At 69.2% G+C, this 22,334-nt stretch carries 20 protein-coding genes and 5 tRNA genes; 15 read left to right on the forward strand and 10 right to left on the reverse strand.

All coding sequences use genetic code 11. The features are described from left to right. The first annotated feature begins 118 nt into the window (after window positions 1–118). The gene (locus OG788_RS31355) at window positions 119–1,726 is read left to right on the forward strand and encodes an acyl-CoA carboxylase subunit beta (RefSeq protein WP_351545095.1); all 1,608 of its coding nucleotides are present in this window, start codon (window positions 119–121) and stop codon (window positions 1,724–1,726) included. Between the two features lie 57 nt (window positions 1,727–1,783). Beyond that, complete coding sequence (locus tag OG788_RS31360; RefSeq protein ID WP_266763125.1) at window positions 1,784–1,978, forward strand: acyl-CoA carboxylase subunit epsilon; 195 nt, start codon at window positions 1,784–1,786, stop codon at window positions 1,976–1,978. Window positions 1,979–2,247: 269 nt separating this feature from the next. Here the strand turns inward: OG788_RS31360 and OG788_RS31365 are convergent, their stop codons facing one another. The 8 genes from OG788_RS31365 to OG788_RS31400 form a co-directional block, all read right to left on the reverse strand. Next, a complete protein-coding gene (locus tag OG788_RS31365; protein WP_103554950.1) occupies window positions 2,248–2,829 on the reverse strand; it encodes an ATP/GTP-binding protein in 582 nt (193 codons plus the stop codon). Beyond that, complete coding sequence (locus OG788_RS31370; protein ID WP_406374632.1) at window positions 2,810–3,409, reverse strand: DUF742 domain-containing protein; 600 nt, start codon at window positions 3,407–3,409, stop codon at window positions 2,810–2,812. The genes OG788_RS31365 and OG788_RS31370 overlap by 20 nt, the downstream gene beginning before the upstream one ends. A gap of 94 nt (window positions 3,410–3,503) precedes the next feature. Continuing rightward, the gene (locus OG788_RS31375; RefSeq protein WP_054219305.1) at window positions 3,504–3,917 is read right to left on the reverse strand and encodes a roadblock/LC7 domain-containing protein; all 414 of its coding nucleotides are present in this window, start codon (window positions 3,915–3,917) and stop codon (window positions 3,504–3,506) included. 10 nt (window positions 3,918–3,927) lie between these two features. Next, window positions 3,928–7,152: a nitrate- and nitrite sensing domain-containing protein gene (locus OG788_RS31380; protein ID WP_406374633.1), complete on the reverse strand. Its 3,225-nt coding sequence runs from the start codon at window positions 7,150–7,152 to the stop codon at window positions 3,928–3,930. A gap of 351 nt (window positions 7,153–7,503) precedes the next feature. Beyond that, the gene (locus OG788_RS31385) at window positions 7,504–8,079 is read right to left on the reverse strand and encodes an ATP/GTP-binding protein (RefSeq protein WP_028802395.1); all 576 of its coding nucleotides are present in this window, start codon (window positions 8,077–8,079) and stop codon (window positions 7,504–7,506) included. Next, window positions 8,060–8,458, reverse strand: a complete 399-nt coding sequence (locus tag OG788_RS31390) for a DUF742 domain-containing protein (RefSeq protein ID WP_059131717.1) — start codon at window positions 8,456–8,458, stop codon at window positions 8,060–8,062. Before OG788_RS31390 ends, OG788_RS31385 begins: the two co-directional genes overlap by 20 nt. A gap of 111 nt (window positions 8,459–8,569) precedes the next feature. Beyond that, entirely contained in the window at window positions 8,570–8,983 is a 414-nt protein-coding gene (locus OG788_RS31395; RefSeq protein ID WP_266765867.1) for a roadblock/LC7 domain-containing protein, read from the reverse strand. A 9-nt stretch (window positions 8,984–8,992) separates the two neighbouring features. After that, complete coding sequence (locus OG788_RS31400) at window positions 8,993–12,709, reverse strand: nitrate- and nitrite sensing domain-containing protein (protein ID WP_406374634.1); 3,717 nt, start codon at window positions 12,707–12,709, stop codon at window positions 8,993–8,995. Between the two features lie 602 nt (window positions 12,710–13,311). On the opposite strand from OG788_RS31400, the gene OG788_RS31405 reads away from it, so the two are divergent. The 9 genes from OG788_RS31405 to OG788_RS31445 all read left to right on the forward strand — a co-directional run bounded on the left by OG788_RS31405 (window position 13,312) and on the right by OG788_RS31445 (window position 17,535). Then, window positions 13,312–13,500, forward strand: a complete 189-nt coding sequence (locus OG788_RS31405; protein ID WP_351545082.1) for a hypothetical protein — start codon at window positions 13,312–13,314, stop codon at window positions 13,498–13,500. 221 nt (window positions 13,501–13,721) lie between these two features. Beyond that, window positions 13,722–14,498, forward strand: coding sequence for a fumarylacetoacetate hydrolase family protein (locus OG788_RS31410; protein WP_266763138.1), 777 nt, complete (start codon window positions 13,722–13,724; stop codon window positions 14,496–14,498). Beyond that, window positions 14,491–15,966: a glutamate--tRNA ligase gene (gene gltX / locus OG788_RS31415; RefSeq protein ID WP_406374635.1), complete on the forward strand. Its 1,476-nt coding sequence runs from the start codon at window positions 14,491–14,493 to the stop codon at window positions 15,964–15,966. Before OG788_RS31410 ends, gltX begins: the two co-directional genes overlap by 8 nt. Before the next feature lie 232 nt (window positions 15,967–16,198). Beyond that, window positions 16,199–16,933, forward strand: coding sequence for an HAD family hydrolase (locus tag OG788_RS31420; RefSeq protein ID WP_406374636.1), 735 nt, complete (start codon window positions 16,199–16,201; stop codon window positions 16,931–16,933). Window positions 16,934–17,023: 90 nt separating this feature from the next. After that, window positions 17,024–17,095: transfer RNA gene (locus OG788_RS31425), tRNA-Gln, on the forward strand. A gap of 42 nt (window positions 17,096–17,137) precedes the next feature. Beyond that, window positions 17,138–17,210 (forward strand) — tRNA-Glu (locus OG788_RS31430). A 62-nt stretch (window positions 17,211–17,272) separates the two neighbouring features. Next, a tRNA-Glu gene (locus OG788_RS31435) sits at window positions 17,273–17,345 on the forward strand. A gap of 16 nt (window positions 17,346–17,361) precedes the next feature. Beyond that, a tRNA-Gln gene (locus OG788_RS31440) sits at window positions 17,362–17,433 on the forward strand. Window positions 17,434–17,462: 29 nt separating this feature from the next. After that, a tRNA-Glu gene (locus tag OG788_RS31445) sits at window positions 17,463–17,535 on the forward strand. Window positions 17,536–17,750: 215 nt separating this feature from the next. On the opposite strand, the gene ndgR is transcribed toward OG788_RS31445, so the two are convergent. After that, entirely contained in the window at window positions 17,751–18,467 is a 717-nt protein-coding gene (gene ndgR / locus OG788_RS31450; RefSeq protein WP_028806673.1) for an IclR family transcriptional regulator NdgR, read from the reverse strand. A gap of 191 nt (window positions 18,468–18,658) precedes the next feature. On the opposite strand from ndgR, the gene leuC reads away from it, so the two are divergent. The 4 genes from leuC (at window position 18,659) to OG788_RS31470 (ending at window position 21,973) form a co-directional block, all read left to right on the forward strand. Then, entirely contained in the window at window positions 18,659–20,083 is a 1,425-nt protein-coding gene (gene leuC / locus OG788_RS31455; RefSeq protein WP_406374637.1) for a 3-isopropylmalate dehydratase large subunit, read from the forward strand. Between the two features lie 5 nt (window positions 20,084–20,088). Next, complete coding sequence (gene leuD / locus OG788_RS31460) at window positions 20,089–20,682, forward strand: 3-isopropylmalate dehydratase small subunit (RefSeq protein WP_351545067.1); 594 nt, start codon at window positions 20,089–20,091, stop codon at window positions 20,680–20,682. Window positions 20,683–20,959: 277 nt separating this feature from the next. After that, window positions 20,960–21,190 (forward strand): hypothetical protein, encoded by a 231-nt coding sequence (locus OG788_RS31465; protein WP_266763144.1) that lies wholly within the window; start codon window positions 20,960–20,962, stop codon window positions 21,188–21,190. Between the two features lie 138 nt (window positions 21,191–21,328). Beyond that, window positions 21,329–21,973 carry an HU family DNA-binding protein gene (locus tag OG788_RS31470; RefSeq protein ID WP_351545063.1) on the forward strand — a complete coding sequence of 215 codons (645 nt, stop codon included), beginning with the start codon at window positions 21,329–21,331 and terminating at the stop codon, window positions 21,971–21,973. 67 nt (window positions 21,974–22,040) lie between these two features. Here OG788_RS31470 and OG788_RS31475 read toward each other — a convergent pair whose 3' ends face one another. Then, window positions 22,041–22,244, reverse strand: a complete 204-nt coding sequence (locus OG788_RS31475; protein ID WP_266763146.1) for a hypothetical protein — start codon at window positions 22,242–22,244, stop codon at window positions 22,041–22,043. Window positions 22,245–22,334 lie beyond the last annotated feature (90 nt).

A 22,334-nucleotide genomic window follows, 5' to 3' on the forward strand; every position in this document is an offset into this window, starting at 1 on the left:
GAGCAGTCAGATCGCCTGCATGTGGTGGCGGTTCTGTTCAGGGGTACCAGGAAAACGGTCCGGAGACTGTGCAGAGTCGACGGGCCTCTTTCCTTGGTGGACTTCGTAAGGTCACTACATGACCGTTTTGGACGAGGCCGACACCGCAACCTCCACGAGCCCCACAGGCGAACCGACGGACGCGCGCGGACGTGTGGCGGAACTGCACGCCATCCGTGCGGAAGCGCTGCGGGGCCCCAGCGAGAAGGCGACCGCGGCGCAGCACGCCAAGGGCAAGCTGACCGCCCGGGAGCGCATCGAGCTGCTGCTGGACGCGGGCTCGTTCCAGGAGGTCGAGCAGCTGCGCCGGCACCGGGCGACCGGGTTCGGCCTGGAGGCCAAGAAGCCGTACACCGACGGTGTCATCACCGGCTGGGGCACGGTCGAGGGCCGCACGGTCTTCGTGTACGCCCATGACTTCCGCATCTTCGGCGGCGCGCTGGGCGAGGCCCACGCCACGAAGATCCACAAGATCATGGACATGGCCATCGCGGCCGGCGCGCCCCTGGTGTCCCTGAACGACGGCGCGGGCGCCCGGATCCAGGAGGGCGTCTCCGCCCTCGCCGGCTACGGCGGCATCTTCCAGCGCAACACCAAGGCTTCCGGTGTCATCCCGCAGATCTCGGTGATGCTCGGCCCGTGCGCGGGCGGCGCGGCCTACAGCCCGGCGCTGACCGACTTCGTCTTCATGGTCCGCGAGACCTCGCAGATGTTCATCACCGGACCCGACGTGGTCAAGGCGGTGACGGGCGAGGAGATCACCCAGAACGGCCTGGGCGGCGCCGACGTCCACGCGGAGACCTCCGGCGTCTGCCACTTCGCGTACGACGACGAGGAGACCTGCATCGCCGAGGTGCGCTACCTCCTGTCGATGCTCCCGCAGAACAACCGCGAGAACCCGCCGCGCGCCGAGTCCGCGGACCCGGCCGACCGCCGCAGCGAGGTGCTGCTGGACCTGGTCCCGGCCGACGGCAACCGCCCGTACGACATGACCAAGGTCATCGAGGAGCTCGTCGACGACGGCGACTACCTGGAGGTCCACGAGCGCTGGGCCCGCAACATCATCTGCGCGCTGGCCCGTCTCGACGGCATGGTCGTCGGCATCGTGGCCAACCAGCCGCAGAGCCTCGCCGGTGTGCTCGACATCGAGGCATCCGAAAAAGCTGCACGCTTTGTCCAGATGTGTGACGCTTTCAATATCCCGATCATCACGTTGCTGGACGTGCCTGGGTTCCTCCCGGGCGTCGACCAGGAGCACGGCGGGATCATCCGGCACGGCGCGAAGCTGCTGTACGCGTACTGCAACGCGACGGTGCCGCGGATCTCTCTCATCCTGCGCAAGGCGTACGGAGGTGCCTACATCGTCATGGACAGCCAGTCCATCGGGGCCGACCTCACCTACGCCTGGCCCACGAACGAGATCGCCGTGATGGGCGCCGAAGGTGCCGCCAACGTCATCTTCCGCCGTCAGATCGCCGATGCCGTCGATCCCGAGGCGATGCGCGTCCGCATGGTCAAGGAGTACAAGGCCGAGCTGATGCACCCCTACTACGCCGCGGAGCGCGGTCTGGTCGACGACGTCATCGACCCCGCGGACACCCGCGAGGTCCTGATCAAGTCGCTCGCGATGCTGCACACGAAGCACGCGGACCTGCCCTCCCGCAAGCACGGCAACCCCCCGCAGTAACCCTGCGGATCCTCCGCGGTACCCCCGCGGAAACCTCTCTCATGGAGACTGAAACCTATGAGCACCCCTGACATCCGCGTCGAGAAGGGCCACGCCGAGCCCGAGGAGGTCGCCGCCATCACGGCCATCCTCCTGGCCCGCGCCGCCGCTGCTCCCACTGATGCCGCTCCTGCCCACCGCGCCCACCGCAAGGCAGGCTGGCGCCGCCTGGAGCGCGAGCCCGGCTTCCGGGCCCCGCACAGCTGGCACTGAGTGTTCTGACGCCGACAGCCCCGTCCTCCTGCTGGAGGGCGGGGCTGAGGTGTGTCCGGAGGGCACCGCGGCCCTCCGGCGCGAACAGGGGGCGTTCCGGCGGGCGTTCGGGGACACGGGGTCACCCCGCCGCTCAACGCGGCTGTACGGGGCAGGAGTTCGCTCGGGAGCCGTCGCGGCGTACCGGGCGGGAACGGTGGGGAGACGGACAACGGCCCCCGCTTATCCGGGAGGAGAAGCGGGGGCCGTTGCCTCGGAGGCGGAATGCGCTAGCGCAGGCGCGCCATCAGCGCGTGCTCGACCAGCGTGATCAGCGCCGACTTCGCGTCCGCGCGGTGGCGGGCGTCCGTCGTGATGATCGGGGCGTCCGGACCGATCTGGAGGGCCTCGCGGACTTCCTCGGGGTTGTACGGCTGGTTGCCGTCGAAGCCGTTGAGGGCGATGACGAACGGCAGGCCGCTGTTCTCGAAGTAGTCGACCGCGGGGAAGCAGTCGGCGAGACGCCGGGTGTCCACCAGCACGATGGCGCCGATGGCGCCGCGGACCAGGTCGTCCCACATGAACCAGAAGCGGTCCTGGCCCGGCGTACCGAAGAGGTACAGGATCAGGTCCTGGTCGAGGGTGATACGGCCGAAGTCCATGGCGACGGTCGTCGTCGTCTTGTCTCCGGTGTGCGTGAGGTCGTCGATGCCCGCCGAGGCGGACGTCATGACGGCCTCGGTACGCAGCGGGTTGATCTCCGAGACGGCGCCGACGAACGTGGTCTTGCCCACGCCGAAGCCGCCCGCCACCACGATCTTCGCGGACGTGGTGGAGCGGGAAGGCCCTCCGCTAGAGCTTGCGAAGTCCACTGAGCACCCTTTCGAGCAATGTCACGGCTGGCTGGCCGCCGGCGCTCTCGTCGCCGCCGGGCTGATGAATGGCGACCAGGCCCGCTTCCGCCAAGTCGGCGACGAGGATCCTGGCGACGCCGAGAGGGATGGTCAGCAGGGCCGAGATTTCGGCCACCGACTTGATCTCCCGGCAGAGGTTGCAGATGCGCTGATGTTCGGGCAACTGGCCCTGCATCTGGTGCGGCTGCGCGGTGGTGTGCACCAGTGCCTCGATGGCGAGCTGGTAGCGGGGCCTGGTGCGGCCACCCGTCATGGCGTACGGACGCACCAAGGGGTTGTTCGACGAGCCCGCGGGCGACGGCTCGGGTGAGCGCCGCTGCGGTTGTACGGGCTGGATACGCGGTGCCGACGGCTGGTCGTACGGCGACGGCCCGGGACCCTGCGGACCCTGGGGCGGGTACGGCTGCCGTCGCTGGCTGGGCGCGGAGGGAAAGTTGTACCGGTTCGGGTCCTGCGGACCGTCGCCCTGGCCGCCCTGCCCCTGGCCGGGGCCGTACGACCAGTTGCCCGAAGACGAACCGCCTGGGGGTGTTACCACTTTCTCCTCCTCCGACTGTGCCGGGCACCCATCACTGTGGGACCGCGTCCCGAAACCTTACGGCCACGGGACGCGAATTCGCACCGTCTGTCTGCTAGTTGAGAAGGCTGCCCTGGAGCTCCGCCCGAAGGTCCGGAGTCAGGACCGTGCCCGCACGGTCCACCAGAAGCGCCATCTCGTACCCAATGAGACCGATGTCCGCCTCGGGGTGTGCAAGTACCGCGAGTGACGAACCATCGGAAACGGACATGATGAAGAGGAATCCTCGCTCCATCTCCACAACCGTCTGGTTCACGTGGCCGCCCTCGAAGATGCGGGAAGCACCCGCGGTCAACGAGGTGAGACCGGACGCGACGGCCGCCAGCTGGTCGGCGCGGTCGCGGGGAAAGCCTTCGGACATAGCCAGAAGGAGTCCGTCGGCGGAGACCACCACCGTGTGCGACACCCCGGGGGTGTTGTCCACGAAATTGGTGATCAACCAGTTCAGGTTCTGTGCCGCCTGGCTCATCGGGCTCACACTAACGCTCCTGGTTGTAGGTGCTGTCAGAACCGAAGCCCTGACCGTTCGTCTCAGTACCTGCATTGCGTCCCCGCTCCACGCCGCGGCGCAGGTTGCTCAGCCTGCCCCGGACGTCCTCAGGAGCGCGGGAGACCTGGGGGCCGCCCTGGGGGGTCGATTCCGCGGTTCCCTCGACCAGGTTGGCCTTGGGCACCCGCCGCGGCAGACCGGACGGGGTGACCCCGCCCGCCTTGGGCTTCTTGAGCGACTCGGCGCGCTGCCAGCGGTCGTCATTGGACGAGCGCCAGTCGCCGCCCGTGTTCCCGGAGGGAGCCGGCGCCGCCTGCTCCCTCGACTGATCCACGGGGCGCCCGCCGTTGCCGTTGCCGCCCGCGGTGGATCCGCGGCGGGGCAGTCCGGCGTCGGTCAGCGTGTGGGGGGCCGAGGGGGCCGGTCCCGGACGGTTGAAGCCTACGCGGTCCTGCTCACTCACGTCAGCGGCCTGCGACGATTCCGGTTCCGGAGCGTACTCGGATCGATACGCGCCCTGGTACGCGTCCTGCTGCGGCCAGTCGTCCTGGTAGGACGGCTCTTCGAAGTTCGACCGCGTCTCCGGGGCGCCGCCGCCCATGCCCGCGCGATCCTGCTGGACCGGCTCCGCATAGGAGGGTTCGGGGTAGCCACCGGTGGACGGGAAGTACGCCTCGTCATACGCAGCCTGCTGCGGCTCCTCGTACGACGTCTGCTGGTCGTACGTGGTCTGCTGCTCCTCGTGCACGCCCTGTCCGCCGTCGTACGCCGTCGGGCCGCCGTTGAAGGACGGCTGTCCGTTGTCGTAGGCGGGCTGCTGGGCGTCGAAGCCGTCCACGTAGCCCTGGGGGCCCTCGATGGCCTCCATGCCCTGCGCCTGGGCCTCCAGGGCCGCACGGCGCTCCTCGCGCATCAGCGAGCGGCCGACCGGGTCGAGGTCGCGGATGTCGTCCGGAACCTCGTAACGGCTGTCGTCGAAGCCGAGGTCCGCGGCGGTCAGCACAGGCTGCTGCTGCTGCGGGACCCCGAAGTCCTCGCCCTGGAACGAGTGCTGCTCGGGAATGATCTGGGACACGGTGAACTCGTCGCGCATCGGCTGGTGCTCGCCGCCGCCACCGTGGGTGATCGCGTCGGGAAGCATGACCAGCGAGGTGGTACCGGCCTGCTCGCCGGAGGGGCGCAGCTGGACACGGACGCCGTGCCGGTCGGACAGCCGGCCGACCACGAAGAGGCCCATGCGCTGCGAGATCGCGGCGTCCACGGTCGGCGGGTTGGCCAGCTTGTGGTTGATGTCCGCGAAGTCCTCGGCGGTGAGGCCGATGCCCTTGTCGTGGATCTCGACCATGATGCGGCCGTCGGGGAGACGGGTCGCGGTGACGCGGACCTTGGTCTGCGGGGAGGAGAACGTGGTCGCGTTCTCCAGGAGCTCGGCGAGCAGGTGCACGAGGTCGGTCACGGCGCGGCCGTGGATCTCGGCCTCCGGGACGCCCGAGAGCTCGATGCGCTCGTACTGCTCCACCTCGGAGGAGGCGGCGCGCAGCACGTCGACCAGCGGGACCGGCTGGTCCCAGCGGCGGCCGGGCTCCTCGCCGGCGAGGACCAGGAGGTTCTCGCCGTTGCGGCGCATACGGGTCGCGAGGTGGTCCAGGCGGAAGAGGTTCTCCAGCTGGTCCGGGTCGGCCTCGTTGTTCTCCAGGTCGGTGATCAGGGTCAGCTGGCCCTCGATCAGAGACTGGTTGCGGCGCGACAGGTTGGTGAAGATCGCGTTGATGTTGCCTCGCAGGAGAGCCTGCTCGGCGGCCAGTCGTACGGCCTCGCGGTGGACCTGGTCGAAGGCGCGGGCGACTTCGCCGATCTCGTCCGTGGTGGTGATCGGGATGGGCTGCACGCGGGTGTCGACCCGGCCGGGGTCGGTGCGCGAGAGCTGGTCGACCAGCATCGGCAGGCGCTGCTCGGCGACGTTGAAGGCCGCGTTGCGCAGCTGGCGCATCGCGCGGCTCATCTGGCGGGCCACCATGCCGGCCAGGATGAACGCGGCGAGCAGGGCGACCACGACGATGGCGCCGGTGATGAAGGCGTCGGTCTGGGCGGCGTCGGAGATGTCCGAGGCCTCGGACACCGCCTTGTCGGAGAGGTCCGACTCGATCTGACGGTAGGCGTCGTACTTGGCGGTGTTGACCGCCCACCAGTTCTGCGGGGTGACGCCCTTCGCGGTGAGCGCGGCGCGGTCGGTCTCCAGCGGGGACTTGAGCTTCGCGAGCTCGGTGACCATGCCGGTGTTGCCCGGCGGCGGCGGCACGTAGTTCGGGTCCGCGGACGCCGCCTGCTTGGCCTGGTCCGTCAGGTCGGCCTTGATCTTCGCCTGGGCCGCGCCGAGCTTCGTGGCGTCGTCCTCGGTGCCACCACCGAGGTACTCCTCGATCGCGATGCCTTCGAGGTAGGCGTACGAGGAGAGGGCGACCCGCTGGCTGGCGAGGCTGCTCAGACCGGGGCCCGGCTTGATCAGCATGTGCATGCCGATGGACCGCTCCAGCGACAGCGCGGCCTTGGACAGCGAGATCGCGTAGACCGTACGGCCGTAGCTGGTGATGTTTCCGGTGCCCAGACCGAGCTCGTTGGCGAACTCCATCAGCGGGTGCTGGATCTGGAGGTAGCCCTCCTCGGTCTTCACACCGTCGAGCTTGCTGGAGTACGCGAGCTTGCGCAGGGTCACCAGGCCGGGCTCGACCTTGCGGAAGACGTCGAGGCGTCGTTCCAGGCCGGCCGTCTTCGGCATGTTCTGAGCGGCCTCGTCGAAGGCGTCGGCCGCTTCGTCCGTCTGCCTGCGCGCCTTGATGACGTCGGCGTCCTTCTCGCCCTTGCCGGCCAGCATCGGGGCCGCGCTGACGTCCCGCTCGACGAACAGCTTGTCGCCGTAGGTCAGGGCCGCCTGGACCAGACGCGCCGTCTTCTCGGCGTCCTGGGCCTCCTGCCAGGTGTCGATCGAGCTCTTCACCTGGAAGCCGCCCATGACCAGGCCGACGATCACGGGTATGAGCAGGATCGCGTTCAGCCTCGTCGGCACGCGCCAGTTGCGCGGGGAGAGACGGCCGCCGCTCGGCGCGGGCGCCGGCATGGGCTCCGGGCCGGGCACTTGTGCGGGCGCCGCTCCGCGCGGCGGCGGGGTGAAGTTGCCCCGTGCCGACGGCTCGGGACCGTTCATGCTTCGCCTCACTCGACCAACAACCTCTCGGCGTCGGCACCTACGTTGTGCCGCGGTATCTACCAGCGCCCTTGACTACTGGGCAGTTCAGCGCATTCCAGCACGTCAGGCGGCGCCCTTCCAAACACTCGGAATCGAGGATTCCGAGTGGCACCGACCACAGATAAAACGGTCATAAAGAGCGAGCCCCGCCAAAAGGCGGGGCTTTCATGAGCGCAGCGGCATCGGGTGACCGCGATGCGTGGCGGGGTCGGTGAAATTCTCTGTCGAAACGTTATGAACACTGTGGCCGACCGTGTCAAACGACACAGCCGGCTCCAATGCGTCTACGACAACTTCCATAGGGAGCCGTCGACTTGGCCGCTAACGCAGCCGGGCCATCAGGGCGTGCTCGACCAGCGTGATCAGAGCGCTCTTCGCATCTGCACGGTGTCGGGCGTCCGTCGTGATGATCGGAGCGTCCGGACCGATCTGAAGAGCCTCGCGGACTTCCTCGGGGTTGTACGGCTGGTGACCGTCGAAGCCGTTGAGGGCGATGACGAACGGCAGGCCGCTGTTCTCGAAGTAGTCGACCGCGGGGAAGCAGTCGGCGAGACGCCGGGTGTCCACCAGGACCACCGCGCCGATGGCGCCGCGGACCAGGTCGTCCCACATGAACCAGAAGCGGTCCTGACCCGGCGTACCGAAGAGGTACAGGATCAGGTCCTGGTCGAGGGTGATACGGCCGAAGTCCATGGCCACCGTGGTGGTGGTCTTGTCCCCGGTGTGGGTGAGGTCGTCGATCCCCGCCGAGGCGGAGGTCATGACGGCCTCGGTACGCAGCGGGTTGATCTCCGAGACGGCACCCACGAACGTGGTCTTGCCGACACCGAAGCCACCCGCTACGACGATCTTCGCGGAGGTGGTCGCCCGGCCTCCGTCAGAGCTTGCGAAGTCCACTGAGCACCCTTTCGAGCAAAGTCACGTCCGGCGCGCCGCCGTTGTTCTCATCGCCGCCAGGCTGGTGAATGGCGACGAGTCCGGCCTCCGCGAGGTCCGCGACGAGGATCCTGGCCACACCGAGAGGCATGGACAGGAGGGCCGAAACCTCGGCCACCGACTTCACTTCCCGGCACAGGTGGCAGATGCGCTGGTGTTCGGGGAGCAGCCCCATCAGCTGGGCCGGATCGGCCGTGGTGCTGATCAGTGCCTCTATGGCGAGTTGGTACCGCGGCCGGGTCCGGCCGCCGGTCATCGCGTACGGACGTACCAGCGGCTGGTCGCCCTCGTCCCCGTACGGCTCAGCGTACGGATCATGAGAGGCGGTGGGCGGGGTCATGAATCCTCCGGGCGGGACAGCAAGTCGGTCAGTCGTGCCGTCTGTTGGGGCCGGTGGGGGGATTGTGGCGGCCGGACGGTGATTTCGTGGCGTGTCTGGATCCGGCGGCGGTCAGTGAAGCAGACTGCCTTGTAGTTCGGCGCGCAGGTCCGGAGTGAGGACGGCGCCCGCACGGTCGACGAGCAGTGCCATCTCGTAGCCGACGAGACCGATGTCGCACTCCGGGTGGGAGAGGACCGCGAGGGATGATCCGTCCGAGACGGACATCAGGAAGAGGAAGCCGCGCTCCATCTCCACGACCGTCTGGGCCACCGCCCCGCCCTCGAAGATCCGGGAGGCCCCGGCCGTCAGCGAGGTGAGTCCGGAGGCCACGGCCGCCAGTTGGTCGGCGCGGTCGCGGGGGAAGCCTTCGGACATTGCCAGAAGGAGTCCGTCGGCGGACACGACGACGGTGTGGGACACCCCGGGGGTGTTGTCCACAAAGTTGGTGATCAACCAGTTTAGGTTCTGTGCCGCCTGGCTCATCGGGCTCAACTAACGCTCCTGCTGGTGAGTGGGGCTGGGGAAGCTGCCGGTCTGGCCGTTGGGAGCGGCCTGTCGACCTTGCTGAATGCCCCTACGGAGGTTGGTCAGCCGGCCTCGTACGTCATCAGGCGCACGAGAGACCTGCGGACCGCTTTGGTGCTGTTGCTGCTGTGCCGTACCCGCGACGAGGTTGGCTCGCGGGACGCGGCGCGGCAGGCCGGAGGTGGTGACCCCGCCCGCCGACGGTTTACGGGCGCGCTCCGCCTGCTTGACGAGATCGTCGTTGGGAGAGCTGCGCCACGAGGCAGTGGCCGGTGCGGCGGCCGGCCGCTGCTGCGGAGCCGGGGGAGTCTGCGGCTGCTGGGGGACAACCTGCGCCGATCCCTGGGAACCGTTGTTCTGGGGAGCGCCGTTGACGGGAGCACCACCGTCCGCCTGACCGTGGAACCAGTTGGTCTCCAGCGTGTCGAACAGCGGGGTACGGCCGTCACCGGGGCCCGAGGCCGGCGGAAGCGCCTCGGGCTCCTGCGAGCGTACGGGCGGCTGCGGGGTGCCCGGCCGCTCGTACTGCCCGGTGGACGAAGAGTTCTGGCCGTTGCCGTAGCCGGGCATCGGGAACTGTCCGGTGGACGTGGGGTCCTGGGACGTTCCGTAGCCAGGCTGGGCGAACTGGCCGGTGGACGACGGGTCCTGGGAGGCGCCGTAGCCCTGGGTGGAGAACTGCCCCGTGCCGGCCGGGTTGTGGCCGACGGAGGACGGGTTGCCGGGACCGTAGCTGTCCGGGCGCTGGTACTGGCCGGTGTGCTGGCCGTTGTTCTGCGGCGCACTCGCGCCGGGGCGCGGGGCGTCGAAGTCGGGACGGGCGAACTCCGAAGTGGAGGCGGGGCCCTGGCGGTCGTCGATCCGCGGCATCCGCGAGGTGGCGTCGGGGTCCTCGTGACCGCGCGGGGTGTCGAGGGCCGAACGCGGCACCGGCGGCTGAGCGTTGTCGTCGCTCCAGCTCGGCGTGCGGGAACCGTTGTTGCCACCGGGCAGCTCGGCACGCGCACCACCGCGTCCCGGAAGCTGCGGCCGGCGACGGCTGCCCTTGCCGCTCGTCGGTGCCTGCGGCGGCGTGGCGGCCGCGGGGCCGCTGTCGCCGAAGGCGTTCTGACGGCCGCCGGACGTGTCACCGAAGGCGTTCTGGGAGCCGGATCCGTTGCCGAAGCCCTGCTGCGGCGAGCCGTTCTGGCCCTGGTAGCCCTGCGGGCTCTGGCCGAAGGCACCCGTACCGGCACCGGCCGGAGCGGGCCTGCCCTGCTGACCGGCACCCTGACCACCCTGCGGACCACGCGCACCGCCGGGAGCACCCGGGCGACCGCCCTGGTTGCTCGTGGGCAGTGCGGCCCGCGGACCCTGGCCCGCGCCGACCTGCCCGCGCTGCGGCGGGGCACCGAGCGGTCCACCGGGGGCACCGGCGCCGAGCGAGGGACCGCCCTGCGAGCCGTTGCCCCGGCGAGCCGCGGCCACACCGGCCGAAGCCTGCGCGGCGGTGGGGCCGCCGACGCCCGGAGCACCCTGGCCCGGCTTGTTCGGCATGGGCTTCTTGCCGCCCTGGGCGACGTCCACGGGCAGCATGACCAGCGCGGTCGTACCACCGGAGTCGGACGGGCGCAGCTGGATGCGGATGCCGTGACGCTGCGACAGACGACCGACCACGAACAGACCCATGCGGCGGGAGACCGAGACGTCCACGGTGGGCGGTGCGGCGAGCCGCTCGTTGATCGCGGCGAGGTCCTCGGGGGACAGACCGATACCGGTGTCGTGGATCTCGATCAGCACCCGGCCGTCGGGCAGGGCGTGACCGGTGACCTTGACCTTGGTCTGCGGCGAGGAGAACGAGGTGGCGTTCTCGAGCAGCTCTGCGAGCAGGTGCACGAGGTCGTTGACCACGCGGCCGGCGACTTCGGTCGTCGGGACCGAGGAGAGCTCGATGCGCTCGTACTGCTCCACCTCGGAGGCGGCGGCGCGGAGGACGTCGACCAGCGGGACCGGACGGGTCCAGCGGCGGCCGGGCTCTTCACCGGCGAGGACCAGGAGGTTCTCACCGTTACGGCGCATGCGGGTCGCGAGGTGGTCGAGCTTGAACAGCGAGGAGAGCTGGTCGGGGTCGGCCTCGCGGGACTCCAGCTCGGATATGAGCGAGAGCTGACGCTGGATAAGACCCTGGGAACGGCGCGAGAGGTTGGTGAACATCGCGTTGACGTTGCCTCGCAGAAGGGCCTGCTCGGCGGCGAGGCGGACGGCCTCGCGGTGCACGTCGTCGAAGGCCGCGGCCACCTGGCCGATCTCGTCCCGGGAGTGCACACCGACCGACTCGACGGAGGTGTCGACGTCCTGCGGGTCCGACTCCGAGAGCTGCTTGACCAGCTCGGGCAGGCGTTCCTGGGCGACCTTGGTCGCGGTGTCCTGCAGGCGGCGCAGCGAGCGGATCATGGACCGGGCCACGACGAAGGCGCCGACGAGCGAGACGCCGAGGACGAGCAGGATCAGCACACCGGAGATGATGGCTTCACTCTGGGACTCGTTGCGCAGCTGACGGGCCTTCTGCTCCATCTCGCCGAGCAGCGTGGTCTCGATCGTCGACATCTTGTCGATCTTGGCCGAGTCGTCGTCGACCCAGTCCTTGTACGACTGCTTGTCCTGCGTCTTCAGACCGTCCCGGCCGCTCAGCACGCGCGTGGCGTACTTGTCGGCGGCCTGGATGGTCGGGTTGTCGACCTCGATGGGCTTGAGCAGGTCAGCGCTGCCGTCGCCGTAGATGTTCTTGAAGCCGCCGATCTCGGACGCCTGGCTCGCCAGCGCCGACTGCGCGTACAGCTGGTCGTTCTTGGAGAGCGTTCCGAAGACCGTCGGGCGCTCGGGCAGCGCGGCGGCGATGACGGCACGCTGGACGGACGCGTACTCCTTGGCGGAGGAGAAGGCCGACAGTGCGCGGGTGCGCTGGATCATCTCCGGGTTGCTGGTCGCCTCGGCCATGTCCTGGGACAGCGCGAGGAGCCCGGTGATCAGGCGGTGGTACGCCTCGACCGTCTGCGTCGAGTTCTCGGGGTCGTTGTAGGCGTCGCTGCGGATCTGAACGAGCTTGTTCAGCTCGCTCGCGATACCGACGAGGCTGTCGCGGACACCGGACAGCTGGCCGTCGGCCGTGGCGTCGTCGATGTCCTGCGTGCCCTGGAGGAAGTGCTTCTTGGCGAGGTCGGTGTCCTCGCGCACGCCCTTGACCGTGTAGTCGTTGGCCGGGGCGCCGTGCGCCAGCGGGCCGGCCGACTGGTCACGCTCCTCCTGGAGCGCGACCGCGAGCTCGGTCGCCTGCTTGGTCATCTCGGTCAGCAGCTTCATGTTGTCGAGCTGCTGAATGCTGTCCATCGACTGGTTGATGCGGAGCGCACCCAGCGAGGTCGCGGCGACCACGGGGAGAGCCAGCAGCGAGACCAGTCGCGTCGAGATGCGCCAGTTCCGCAGAGCTACGCGCGAGCCGTGGCTCGGGGTGCTCGTCGGCTTGGCGGCCGGTGTGGTGGCGGGAGCCTTGGGCTTCGCGCCGGCGCGAGCGGAGTGTTCACCGCTGCCGCCGACCTCTGCCGGTCCCGGGTTCTGGGCGTGCTGGGGCGAGGAACCGCGGTCGGTCCCGCCGCGCGGCTCCGGCTCCGCCGAAGCGCTGCCATCCCTCTTGAAACGTCCCTGCACTAGCGTCGCAACCTCTGGACCAGGCGCCCCTCCGCTGGAACGGCGGGGCGGTGTCGGCGTTGTACAAAGGCGCAGTTGCGCCTCTTTGATGTGGTCTGAGTGACCGGCGCAGGTTCCCCCTTCCCGCCGCCACTCGGCGCTGCGTTGCGCCCCTGCGCGCCGGATTCGTGATTCCGCGGCGGTCCGTGGAATTCCAGCACAGTGCAGGATCTCCAACAAGGGCCGAGTACCAGGCTGTGACCTCCGTGACACCATGTGAGGGGGGCGTCACGAGGCGTGTAAGGGGATCTCGTACATATCGGACGTATGCCAACGAGCCGATGGTGCATATACCGTGTCCCAGTCGCCATGATCAGGAGCGGAATGGTTGCTTCAGTGGAGCAATGTCCGTTTGGTCGGCCGGGGTTGGGGGTCGTAGTTGACCGGTTTGTCCCTCGGTGAGTGAGGAAACTCACACATCGATCATGGCGTCTTCACGGCATCGCCCGGGAATTGCATGTTTAGCCTGACGCTTTACAGGGATGGCGAATCCGACAACCCGCGCCCATCCGGGGCTCTTCAGGCTCCACCGGACGCCCAGGACGACAAGGTCGAGTACAACGGTGAAGACGACGATGATGTTCCGCAACATAGCCAACCCGCGACGCACGACGCTGGCGCACCTCGAGGACGCCGACGCCCTGCAGACGCCGGAGCGGCCGGAACACTCGGTCGACCTTCCCCTCCAGACCGCCAACCCCCGCCGTACCGTCCTGATGGACATCCCGGTCGCGGTCGCCGCCGGGGAGTGAGCGCGCCGACCGGAGCGGGGCCGCGCCGGGCGCGCGGCCCCGCCGGTCGTTCACGGCCCTGACAAGAGCGCGGCGTCCGCCGCACCGGGCCGGAGTCCACCGCACCGGGCCGGCGCCCCGCCGCTCACCGTCCCGGCCGATATGCGCGAAGCTCGCGCCCCTTGCCGCGTTAGCCTGGAGCGTCAGACTCCAGCCAGCTCAGTGAGGGGCGCAAGGATCCCGTGCGCATCGCCAGATTCTCCATCGACGGCAACGTCGCTTTCGGCGCGGTCGAGGGCGACAAGCCGGACGAACTCGTCCTCGACATCATCAAGGGCATCCCGTTCGCGGACTTCGAGCTCTCCGGTACGAAGGTCCCGCTGAGCAAGGTCCGGCTGCTGCCGCCGGTGCTCCCCAACAAGGTCGTGGCCTTCGGCCGCAACTACGCGGAGCACGCCAAGGAACTCGGCAACGAGGTGCCCGACGCCCCGTTCGCCTTCTTCAAGCCGTCGACCTCCGTGGTCGGCCCCGGCGACCCGATCCAGTACCCCTCCTTCTCCAGCGAGCTGCACCACGAGGCCGAGCTCGCGGTCGTCATCGGCCGCATGTGCCGCGAGGTCCCGCGCGAGCGCGTCAAGGACGTCATCCTGGGCTACACCTGCGCCAACGACGTCACCGCCCGCGACGTCCAGAAGCGCGAGAAGCAGTGGGCCCGGGCCAAGGGCTTCGACAGCTCCTGCCCGCTCGGCCCCTGGGTGGAGACGGATCTCGACCCCGCCGACCTCACGATCCAGTGCACGGTCAACGGGCAGCAGCGGCAGCTCGGCCGCACCAGCGAGATGATCCACTCCATCGAGGACCTGATCGTCAACATCACCGAGGCCATGACGCTGCTCCCCGGCGACGTGATCCTCACCGGCACCCCGGCTGGGGTCGGCCCCCTGAACGTCGGCGACGAGGTCGCCGTCACCATCGAAGGCATCGGCACTCTCACCAACAAGGTGATCAAGCGTGGCTAACGCGACCGTCCGCGTACGTTTCTGTCCGTCCCCGACCGGCAACCCCCACGTGGGCCTGGTCCGCACCGCCCTGTTCAACTGGGCGTTCGCCCGGCACAACGAAGGCACCCTGGTCTTCCGCATCGAGGACACCGACGCGGCCCGCGACTCCGAGGAGTCGTACGACCAGCTGCTCGACTCGATGCGCTGGCTCGGCTTCGACTGGGACGAGGGCCCCGAGATCGGCGGCCCGCACGCGCCGTACCGCCAGTCGCAGCGCATGGACATCTATCAGGATGTCGCCCGCAAGCTGCTGGACGCGGGCCGCGCGTACCCCTGCTACTGCTCGACCGAGGAACTGGACGCCCGCCGTGACGCCGCCCGCGCCGCCGGCAAGCCCTCCGGCTACGACGGCCACTGCCGCGACCTCTCCGCCGAGCAGAAGGCCGCGTACGAGGCCGAGGGCCGCAAGCCGATCGTCCGCTTCCGGATGCCCGACGAGGCGATCACCTTCGACGACCTGGTCCGCGGCGAGATCACGTACCTCCCGGAGAACGTCCCGGACTACGGCATCGTCCGTGCCAACGGCGCGCCGCTCTACACCCTGGTCAACCCGGTCGACGACGCCCTGATGGAGATCACCCACGTCCTGCGCGGCGAGGACCTGCTCTCCTCCACCCCGCGGCAGATCGCCCTCTACAAGGCGCTGACCGAGCTGGGCATCGCCAAGGAGACCCCGGCCTTCGGCCACCTCCCGTACGTGATGGGCGAGGGCAACAAGAAGCTCTCCAAGCGCGACCCGGAGTCCTCGCTCAACCTCTACAGGGAGCGCGGGTTCCTCCCCGAGGGCCTGCTGAACTACCTGTCCCTGCTCGGCTGGTCGCTCGCGGCGGACCGCGACATCTTCTCCATCGACGAGATGGTCGCCGCCTTCGACGTCACGGACGTCAACCCGAACCCGGCCCGGTTCGACCTGAAGAAGTGCGAGGCGATCAACGCCGACCACATCCGCATGCTCGACGTGAAGGACTTCACCGAGCGCTGCGCCCCCTGGCTGCGCGCCCCCTTCGCCCCCTGGGCGCCGGAGGACTTCGACGAGGCGAAGTGGCAGGCGATCGCCCCGCACGCCCAGTCGCGGATGAAGGTCCTCTCCGAGATCACGGACAACGTCGACTTCCTGTTCCTGCCGGAGCCGGCCGTCGACGAGGCCTCCTGGACGAAGGCCATGAAGGAGGGCAGCGACGCCCTGCTCCGCACGGCCCGCGAGAAGCTGGACGCGGCCGACTGGTCCTCCCCGGAGTCCCTCAAGGAGGCCGTCCTGGCCGCCGGTGAGCAGCACGGACTCAAGCTCGGCAAGGCCCAGGCCCCGGTGCGCGTCGCCGTCACCGGCCGCACGGTCGGCCTCCCGCTCTTCGAGTCCCTGGAGATCCTGGGCAAGGAAGAGACGCTGGCCCGCGTCGACGCCGCGCTGGAGCGGCTCGCCGCGTAGCCAGAAGGTGTACGCGCCGAGGGGGCGGTGTCCGTTTCGGGCACCGCCCCCTCGGCGCGCACCGACCGGTCACCCGGAGTACCTGCGCACCCCCGGACGACGGCGCCCCCGGCCCGGCACCTGGCAGGTCACCGCGGACCCGCGTGAGGGCGAGGGTCCCTTCCTCGGGCCGACCGGTACGACCACGACCGGCCGAGGGACAGCTGCCCGGGCCCGGGGATACGGTCGGTCCATGAGCATCGACGCCGTGGTCTGGGACATCGACGACACGATCTTCGACTACACAGCCGCCGACCGGGCGGGCATGCGCGACCACCTCGTGGCCGAGGGCCTGCTCGACGGACACCCCTCCGTCGAGCAGGCCCTCGCGCGCTGGCGGGAGATCACCGACGCGCAGTGGGTGAGGTTCTCGGCCGGTGAGACGGACTGGCAGGGCCAGCGCCGGGAGCGCGTCAGGGTGTTCCTGGGGGAGCCGCTGAGCGACAGCGAGGCCGACGCGTGGTTCGAGCGGTACGTCACACACTACGAAGGCGCCTGGGCCCTCTTCCCCGACGTCCTGCCCGTCCTGGACAGCCTCGTCGCCAGCCACCGGCACGCGGTCCTGTCCAACTCCAGCCTCCTCGTGCAGGACCGCAAGCTACGCGTCCTCGGTGTGCGCGACCGCTTCGAGGCGATCCTGTGCGCCGCCGAACTCGGCGTCTCCAAGCCCGCCGCGGCCGCCTTCCACGCGGCCTGCGAGGCCCTGGACCTGCCGCCGCACCGGGTCGCCTACGTCGGCGACCACCCGGAGATCGACGGACGCGGCGCCGCCGAGGCGGGCCTGCTCTCCGTCTGGATCGACCGGGGCGGCGCGCACCCCGCGTCCGGCGGTCCGCCGACGGGTCCGCACCGCATCTCGTCGCTGGCCGAACTCCCCGCCCTGCTCGGCGCCGATACCCGTTTTGGAGCGCCGTCCACCTTCGGGTAATGTTCTTTCTGCGCCGCCGGGAGCGGGCCGAAAGGCCGGGACTCGGAGGCGCTAGCTAAAACAAGATCCCCCTACGGGGTTGCGTTTCAGTGGCCTATGGTGTAATTGGCAGCACGACGGTTTCTGGTTCCGTTAGTCTAGGTTCGAGTCCTGGTAGGCCAGCTCGCAGAGCTCATCTGCAACCGCGGAGACCAGCTCCGCAAAGCCCCCGTTGTGTAGCGGCCTAGCACGCTGCCCTCTCAAGGCAGTAGCGCCGGTTCGAATCCGGTCGGGGGTACAGATCCTTCCCAGGGGGACAGTCCGGGTCGCACCCGCTGACTCTCATGCAGGATCGCTAGGGCCCCCGTTGTGTAGCGGCCTAGCACGCCGCCCTCTCAAGGCGGTAGCGCCGGTTCGAATCCGGTCGGGGGTACTGGTCTAAACCACCATGGGCTATGGTGTAATTGGCAACACTACGGTTTCTGGTACCGTCATTCTAGGTTCGAGTCCTGGTAGCCCAGCTCGGTTCTGCGGAAACGCATGATCCAAGGCCCCCGTTGTGTAGCGGCCTAGCACGCCGCCCTCTCAAGGCGGTAGCGCCGGTTCGAATCCGGTCGGGGGTACGTAGTTCGAAAGGGTCTCCACTTCGGTGGGGGCCCTTTCGGCGTTCCGGGATCAACTCGGCGTACCGAGCCATGAGTTCGGTCACGCGGGAAAAGGGCGCGGGGTGCGCGGGCCTCTGGGCCGGCACACCCCGCGTACGGGACGGCGCGCATCGGGGAGGGCCTGCCGCGGCGTTGAGGCCGGCCCGTCCCGTCGCGCGGGAGAGGAGAGAAGGTCAGCCGGTGCGGCGCAGGGCCTCGGAGAGACGGCCGGCGGCGTCGATGACCGCCTGGGCGTGCATCCGGCCCGGGTGACGGGTCAGGCGCTCGATCGGTCCGGAGACCGAGACGGCGGCCACGACACGGTTCGAGGGCCCGCGGACCGGCGCGGAGACGGACGCCACGCCCGGCTCGCGCTCCCCGATCGACTGGGCCCAGCCCCGGCGCCGTACTCCCGACAGGGCGGTGGCGGTGAAGCGGGCGCCCTGCAGACCGCGGTGCAGCCGCTCCGGCTCTTCCCAGGCCATCAGGATCTGGGCGGAGGAGCCGGCCTTCATGGTGAGGGTGGATCCGACCGGGACGGTGTCCCGCAGGCCGGACAGGCGCTCCGCCGCGGCGACGCAGATGCGCATGTCGCCCTGGCGGCGGTAGAGCTGCGCGCTCTCGCCCGTGATGTCCCGCAGATGCGTGAGCACCGGGCCCGCCGTCGCGAGGAGACGGTCCTCACCGGCGGCCGCGGCCAGCTCGGCGAGGCGGGGCCCGAGAATGAAACGGCCCTGCATGTCGCGCGCCACCATACGGTGGTGTTCAAGTGCCACGGCGAGGCGATGTGCCGTGGGTCGTGCCAGTCCGGTCGCCGCGACCAGGCCCGCGAGGGTGGCCGGACCGGACTCCAGAGCGCTCAGGACAAGGGCTGCCTTGTCCAGAACGCCGACGCCGCTACTGTTGTCCATGAAACGATACTCGCGTCTCACTCTGTGAAACGCAAGTTCAATTTCCGGTGGAACGCGCCACCCTTGTAGACACAGCGGCCCGCGAACCAACGGGTCCGGCGGACGACGTCCGGTACGAGGGGTACGAACGTCCACCGCCCCGGAAATCTCTAGTTGGGCCGGCGCCACACAAGCCGGCCGGAGGGAAAGCGATGGGTAGGACACTCGCGGAGAAGGTCTGGGACGACCATGTCGTCCGGCGCGCCGAGGGCGAGCCCGACCTCCTCTTCATCGATCTGCACCTGCTGCACGAGGTGACCAGCCCGCAGGCCTTCGACGGTCTGCGTCAGGCGGGGCGCCCGGTGCGCCGCCTCGACCTCACCATCGCCACCGAGGATCACAACACCCCGACCCTCGACATCGACAAGCCCATCGCGGACCCGGTCTCCCGCGTCCAGCTGGAGACACTGCGCAAGAACGCCGCCGAGTTCGGCGTACGGCTGCACTCGCTGGGCGACGTCGAGCAGGGCGTCGTGCACGTGGTGGGACCGCAGCTGGGTCTGACCCAGCCGGGCACCACCGTGGTCTGCGGCGACTCGCACACCTCCACACACGGTGCCTTCGGCGCCCTGGCGTTCGGCATCGGCACCTCGCAGGTCGAGCATGTGCTGGCCACCCAGACGCTGCCGCTGGCCCGCCCGAAGACCATGGCCATCACGATCGACGGCGAACTGCCCGACGGCGTCACCGCGAAGGACCTGATCCTGGCGATCATCGCCAAGATCGGCACCGGCGGCGGCCAGGGCTACATCCTGGAATACCGCGGCTCCGCCATCGAGAAGCTCTCGATGGAGGCCCGGATGACCATCTGCAACATGTCGATCGAGGCCGGCGCCCGCGCGGGCATGATCGCCCCCGACGAGACCACCTTCGCGTATCTCAAGGGCCGTGCCCACGCCCCCGAGGGCGAGGACTGGGAGGCCGCGGTCGCATACTGGAAGACCCTGAAGTCCGACGACGACGCCGTATTCGACGCTGAGGTCGTCATCGACGCCGCCTCCCTGTCGCCGTTCGTCACCTGGGGCACCAACCCCGGCCAGGGCGCGCCGCTTTCGGCGAACGTCCCCGACCCGGCTTCGTACGAAGACGCTTCGGAGCGCCACGCCGCCGAAAAGGCCCTGGAATACATGGGGTTGACCGCCGGACAGCCGCTGCGCGACATCAAGGTCGACACCGTCTTCGTAGGTTCGTGCACCAACGGCCGCATCGAGGACCTGCGGGCGGCCGCCTCGATCGTCGAGGGCCGCAAAGTCGCCGACGGCGTACGGATGCTGGTCGTCCCCGGCTCCGCGCGGGTCGGTCTGCAGGCCGTCTCCGAGGGCCTGGACGTGGTCTTCAAGGAGGCCGGCGCCGAATGGCGGCACGCGGGCTGCTCGATGTGTCTGGGCATGAACCCCGACCAGCTGGCGCCAGGTGAGCGCTCCGCGTCCACCTCCAACCGCAACTTCGAGGGCAGGCAGGGCAAGGGCGGCCGTACGCACCTGGTCTCGCCGCAGGTCGCCGCCGCGTCGGCGGTCCTCGGCCACCTGGCCTCCCCGGCCGACCTGTCCGACGCCCCTGTGCCCGCTGGAGTCTGAGAGTCATGGAAGCATTCACCACGCACACCGGCCGGGCCGTCCCGCTGCGCCGCAGCAACGTGGACACCGACCAGATCATCCCCGCCCACTGGCTCAAGAAGGTGACCAGGGACGGCTTCGAGGACGGTCTCTTCGAGGCCTGGCGCAAGGACGCGTCCTTCATCCTCAACCAGCCCGAGCGCAAGGGCGCCACGGTTCTGGTCGCGGGCCCCGACTTCGGTACGGGCTCCTCCCGCGAGCACGCCGTCTGGGCGCTCCAGAACTACGGCTTCAAGGCCGTCGTCTCGTCCCGGTTCGCCGACATCTTCCGCGGCAACTCGCTCAAGAACGGCCTGCTCACGGTGGTTCTGGAGCAGAAGATCGTGGACGCGCTCCAGGAGCTGTCGGAGAAGGACCCGCAGGCCGAGATCACGGTCGACCTCGAGGCCCGCGAGGTGCGCGCCGAGGGCATCACCGCCCCCTTCGAGCTCGACGAGAACGCCCGCTGGCGGCTGCTGAACGGCCTGGACGACATCTCCATCACCCTCCAGAACGAGGGCGACATCGCGGCGTACGAGAGCAAGCGGCCGTCGCACAAGCCCAAGACGCTGCAAGTCTGACGCGCGGGCCGCGTCGCGGCCGTGGCAAGACTGATTTCAGCCACCGCAACACCCCTCTGTACCCCCAATCGTGGACGGTTGGGGGTACAGCTGTGTCTGCCCCCGGAAGGCTCCGGGGCACCCCGGAGATGGCGGTCAACTCCCCTAGTTACAGGGGATGTTGCCTGGGTACACGCACATGGGCGTCGCTTCCGGCCGGGGTGCTCAGCAGGCCTTGGGAGGACGGCAGTTACCCCCTGCGCAGGCGACAACTCGCCCCAGATGGCACAATCTGTGCATGGAACACGACGGCCAACTCGAGCTCTACGTGGCAGTCGCGGCCCAACTCAAGGAAGCGCACACAAGAGTGCGCGCACTGCAAGTCCCGGAGGGCGTACGGATGGCGCTGACCCGGAAGCTGCTGGTCATTACGGCCGTGGCCAAGCACGATCTCGCCGATGCGACAAGGCGGCTGGAGCGGTTCACCACCGACCTCGACGAGGGTCGATTCCTCGAAGGGGAACGCTGAGGAACTCCTCTGCGGCCCGAGTTCGTTGCGGCACAAGGGTGATTAGCCCGTTTCGTGTTTGATTTGCGGTATATATCTGCCTAACGTGCGAAAAAGCTTGAACGCATTCGTTCGGGCAATGTCTCCGAAGGGGAAGACGTGAACAAGGCGCAGCTCGTAGAAGCGATTGCCGACAAGGTCGGCGGGCGTCAGCAGGCCGCCGACGCGGTCGACGCGGTACTGGACGCCATCGTCCGTGCGGTTGTCGGCGGAGACCGGGTCTCGGTCACCGGCTTCGGTTCCTTCGAGAAGGTTGACCGTCCCGCTCGTTACGCCCGCAACCCGCAGACGGGTGAGCGTGTCCGGGTCAAGAAGACCTCCGTGCCCCGCTTCCGCGCGGGCCAGGGCTTCAAGGACCTGGTGAGCGGCTCGAAGAAGCTCCCGAAGAACGATGTCGCGGTCAAGAAGGCCCCGAAGGGCAGCCTCTCCGGCGGAGCTTCGGCCACGGTGAAGAAGGCCGCGGCCAAGAAGGCCACCACCGCCAAGAAGGCGACCACCAGGAAGACCGCGGCGGCGAAGAAGACGGTCGCGAAGAAGACCACCGCCGCAGCGAAGAAGACCACGGCGAAGAAGACGACCGCGAAGAAGACCACCGCGGCCGCCAAGAAGACCGCGGCGAAGACGACCGCGGCCAAGAAGACGACGGCCAAGAAGGCCCCGGCGAAGAAGGCCACCGCCAAGAAGGCCCCCGCCAAGAAGTCGACGGCTCGCAAGACCACCGCCAAGAAGGCCACCGCCCGCTAGAAGCCGGGCGCAGGGGCACCTCACGCGTCGGGCCGGGCTCCCACCGGGAGCCCGGCCCGCGGCGTGTTCAGAACGTCTGCAGGGTGATCAGGGTGATCCGGCGCCCCTCACCCTCCCCTTCGGTCTCGATCCGCACGCGCTGCCCGGGCCGCAGCAGCCGCAGTCCGCCGGCTTCGAACGCCGCCCCGTCGAAGGGCACCGGAGTACCGTCGTCGAGCAGCACCTGTCCGCTGCGGGTCTCGGGGTCGTACGTGTACGAGGTCGCCTGCATGGGGGCAGCCTACTGACCCCGCCGCGCCGAGCGCCGGGCGAGGGACGCGGGTGACGCCGGGCCTCACGGAACGGGTCGGGACGCGCCGGA

Source organism: Streptomyces sp. NBC_00647, from assembly GCF_045207245.1.
In the GTDB taxonomy this organism is placed as follows: domain Bacteria; phylum Actinomycetota; class Actinomycetes; order Streptomycetales; family Streptomycetaceae; genus Streptomyces.

Excerpts from the sequence above, each read along its gene's own strand:
- OG788_RS31355 (WP_351545095.1), top strand. The coding sequence starts at position 119 with ATGACCGTTTTGGACGAGGCCGACACCGCAACCTCCACGAGCCCCACA.
- OG788_RS31360 (WP_266763125.1), top strand. The coding sequence starts at position 1,784 with ATGAGCACCCCTGACATCCGCGTCGAGAAGGGCCACGCCGAGCCCGAG.
- OG788_RS31375 (WP_054219305.1), bottom strand. The coding sequence starts at position 3,917 with ATGAGCCAGGCGGCACAGAACCTGAACTGGTTGATCACCAATTTCGTG.
- OG788_RS31390 (WP_059131717.1), bottom strand. The coding sequence starts at position 8,458 with ATGACCCCGCCCACCGCCTCTCATGATCCGTACGCTGAGCCGTACGGG.
- OG788_RS31395 (WP_266765867.1), bottom strand. The coding sequence starts at position 8,983 with ATGAGCCAGGCGGCACAGAACCTAAACTGGTTGATCACCAACTTTGTG.
- OG788_RS31420 (WP_406374636.1), top strand. The coding sequence starts at position 16,199 with ATGAGCATCGACGCCGTGGTCTGGGACATCGACGACACGATCTTCGAC.
- ndgR (WP_028806673.1), bottom strand. The coding sequence starts at position 18,467 with ATGGACAACAGTAGCGGCGTCGGCGTTCTGGACAAGGCAGCCCTTGTC.
- leuC (WP_406374637.1), top strand. The coding sequence starts at position 18,659 with ATGGGTAGGACACTCGCGGAGAAGGTCTGGGACGACCATGTCGTCCGG.
- leuD (WP_351545067.1), top strand. The coding sequence starts at position 20,089 with ATGGAAGCATTCACCACGCACACCGGCCGGGCCGTCCCGCTGCGCCGC.
- OG788_RS31465 (WP_266763144.1), top strand. The coding sequence starts at position 20,960 with ATGGAACACGACGGCCAACTCGAGCTCTACGTGGCAGTCGCGGCCCAA.
- OG788_RS31475 (WP_266763146.1), bottom strand. The coding sequence starts at position 22,244 with ATGCAGGCGACCTCGTACACGTACGACCCCGAGACCCGCAGCGGACAG.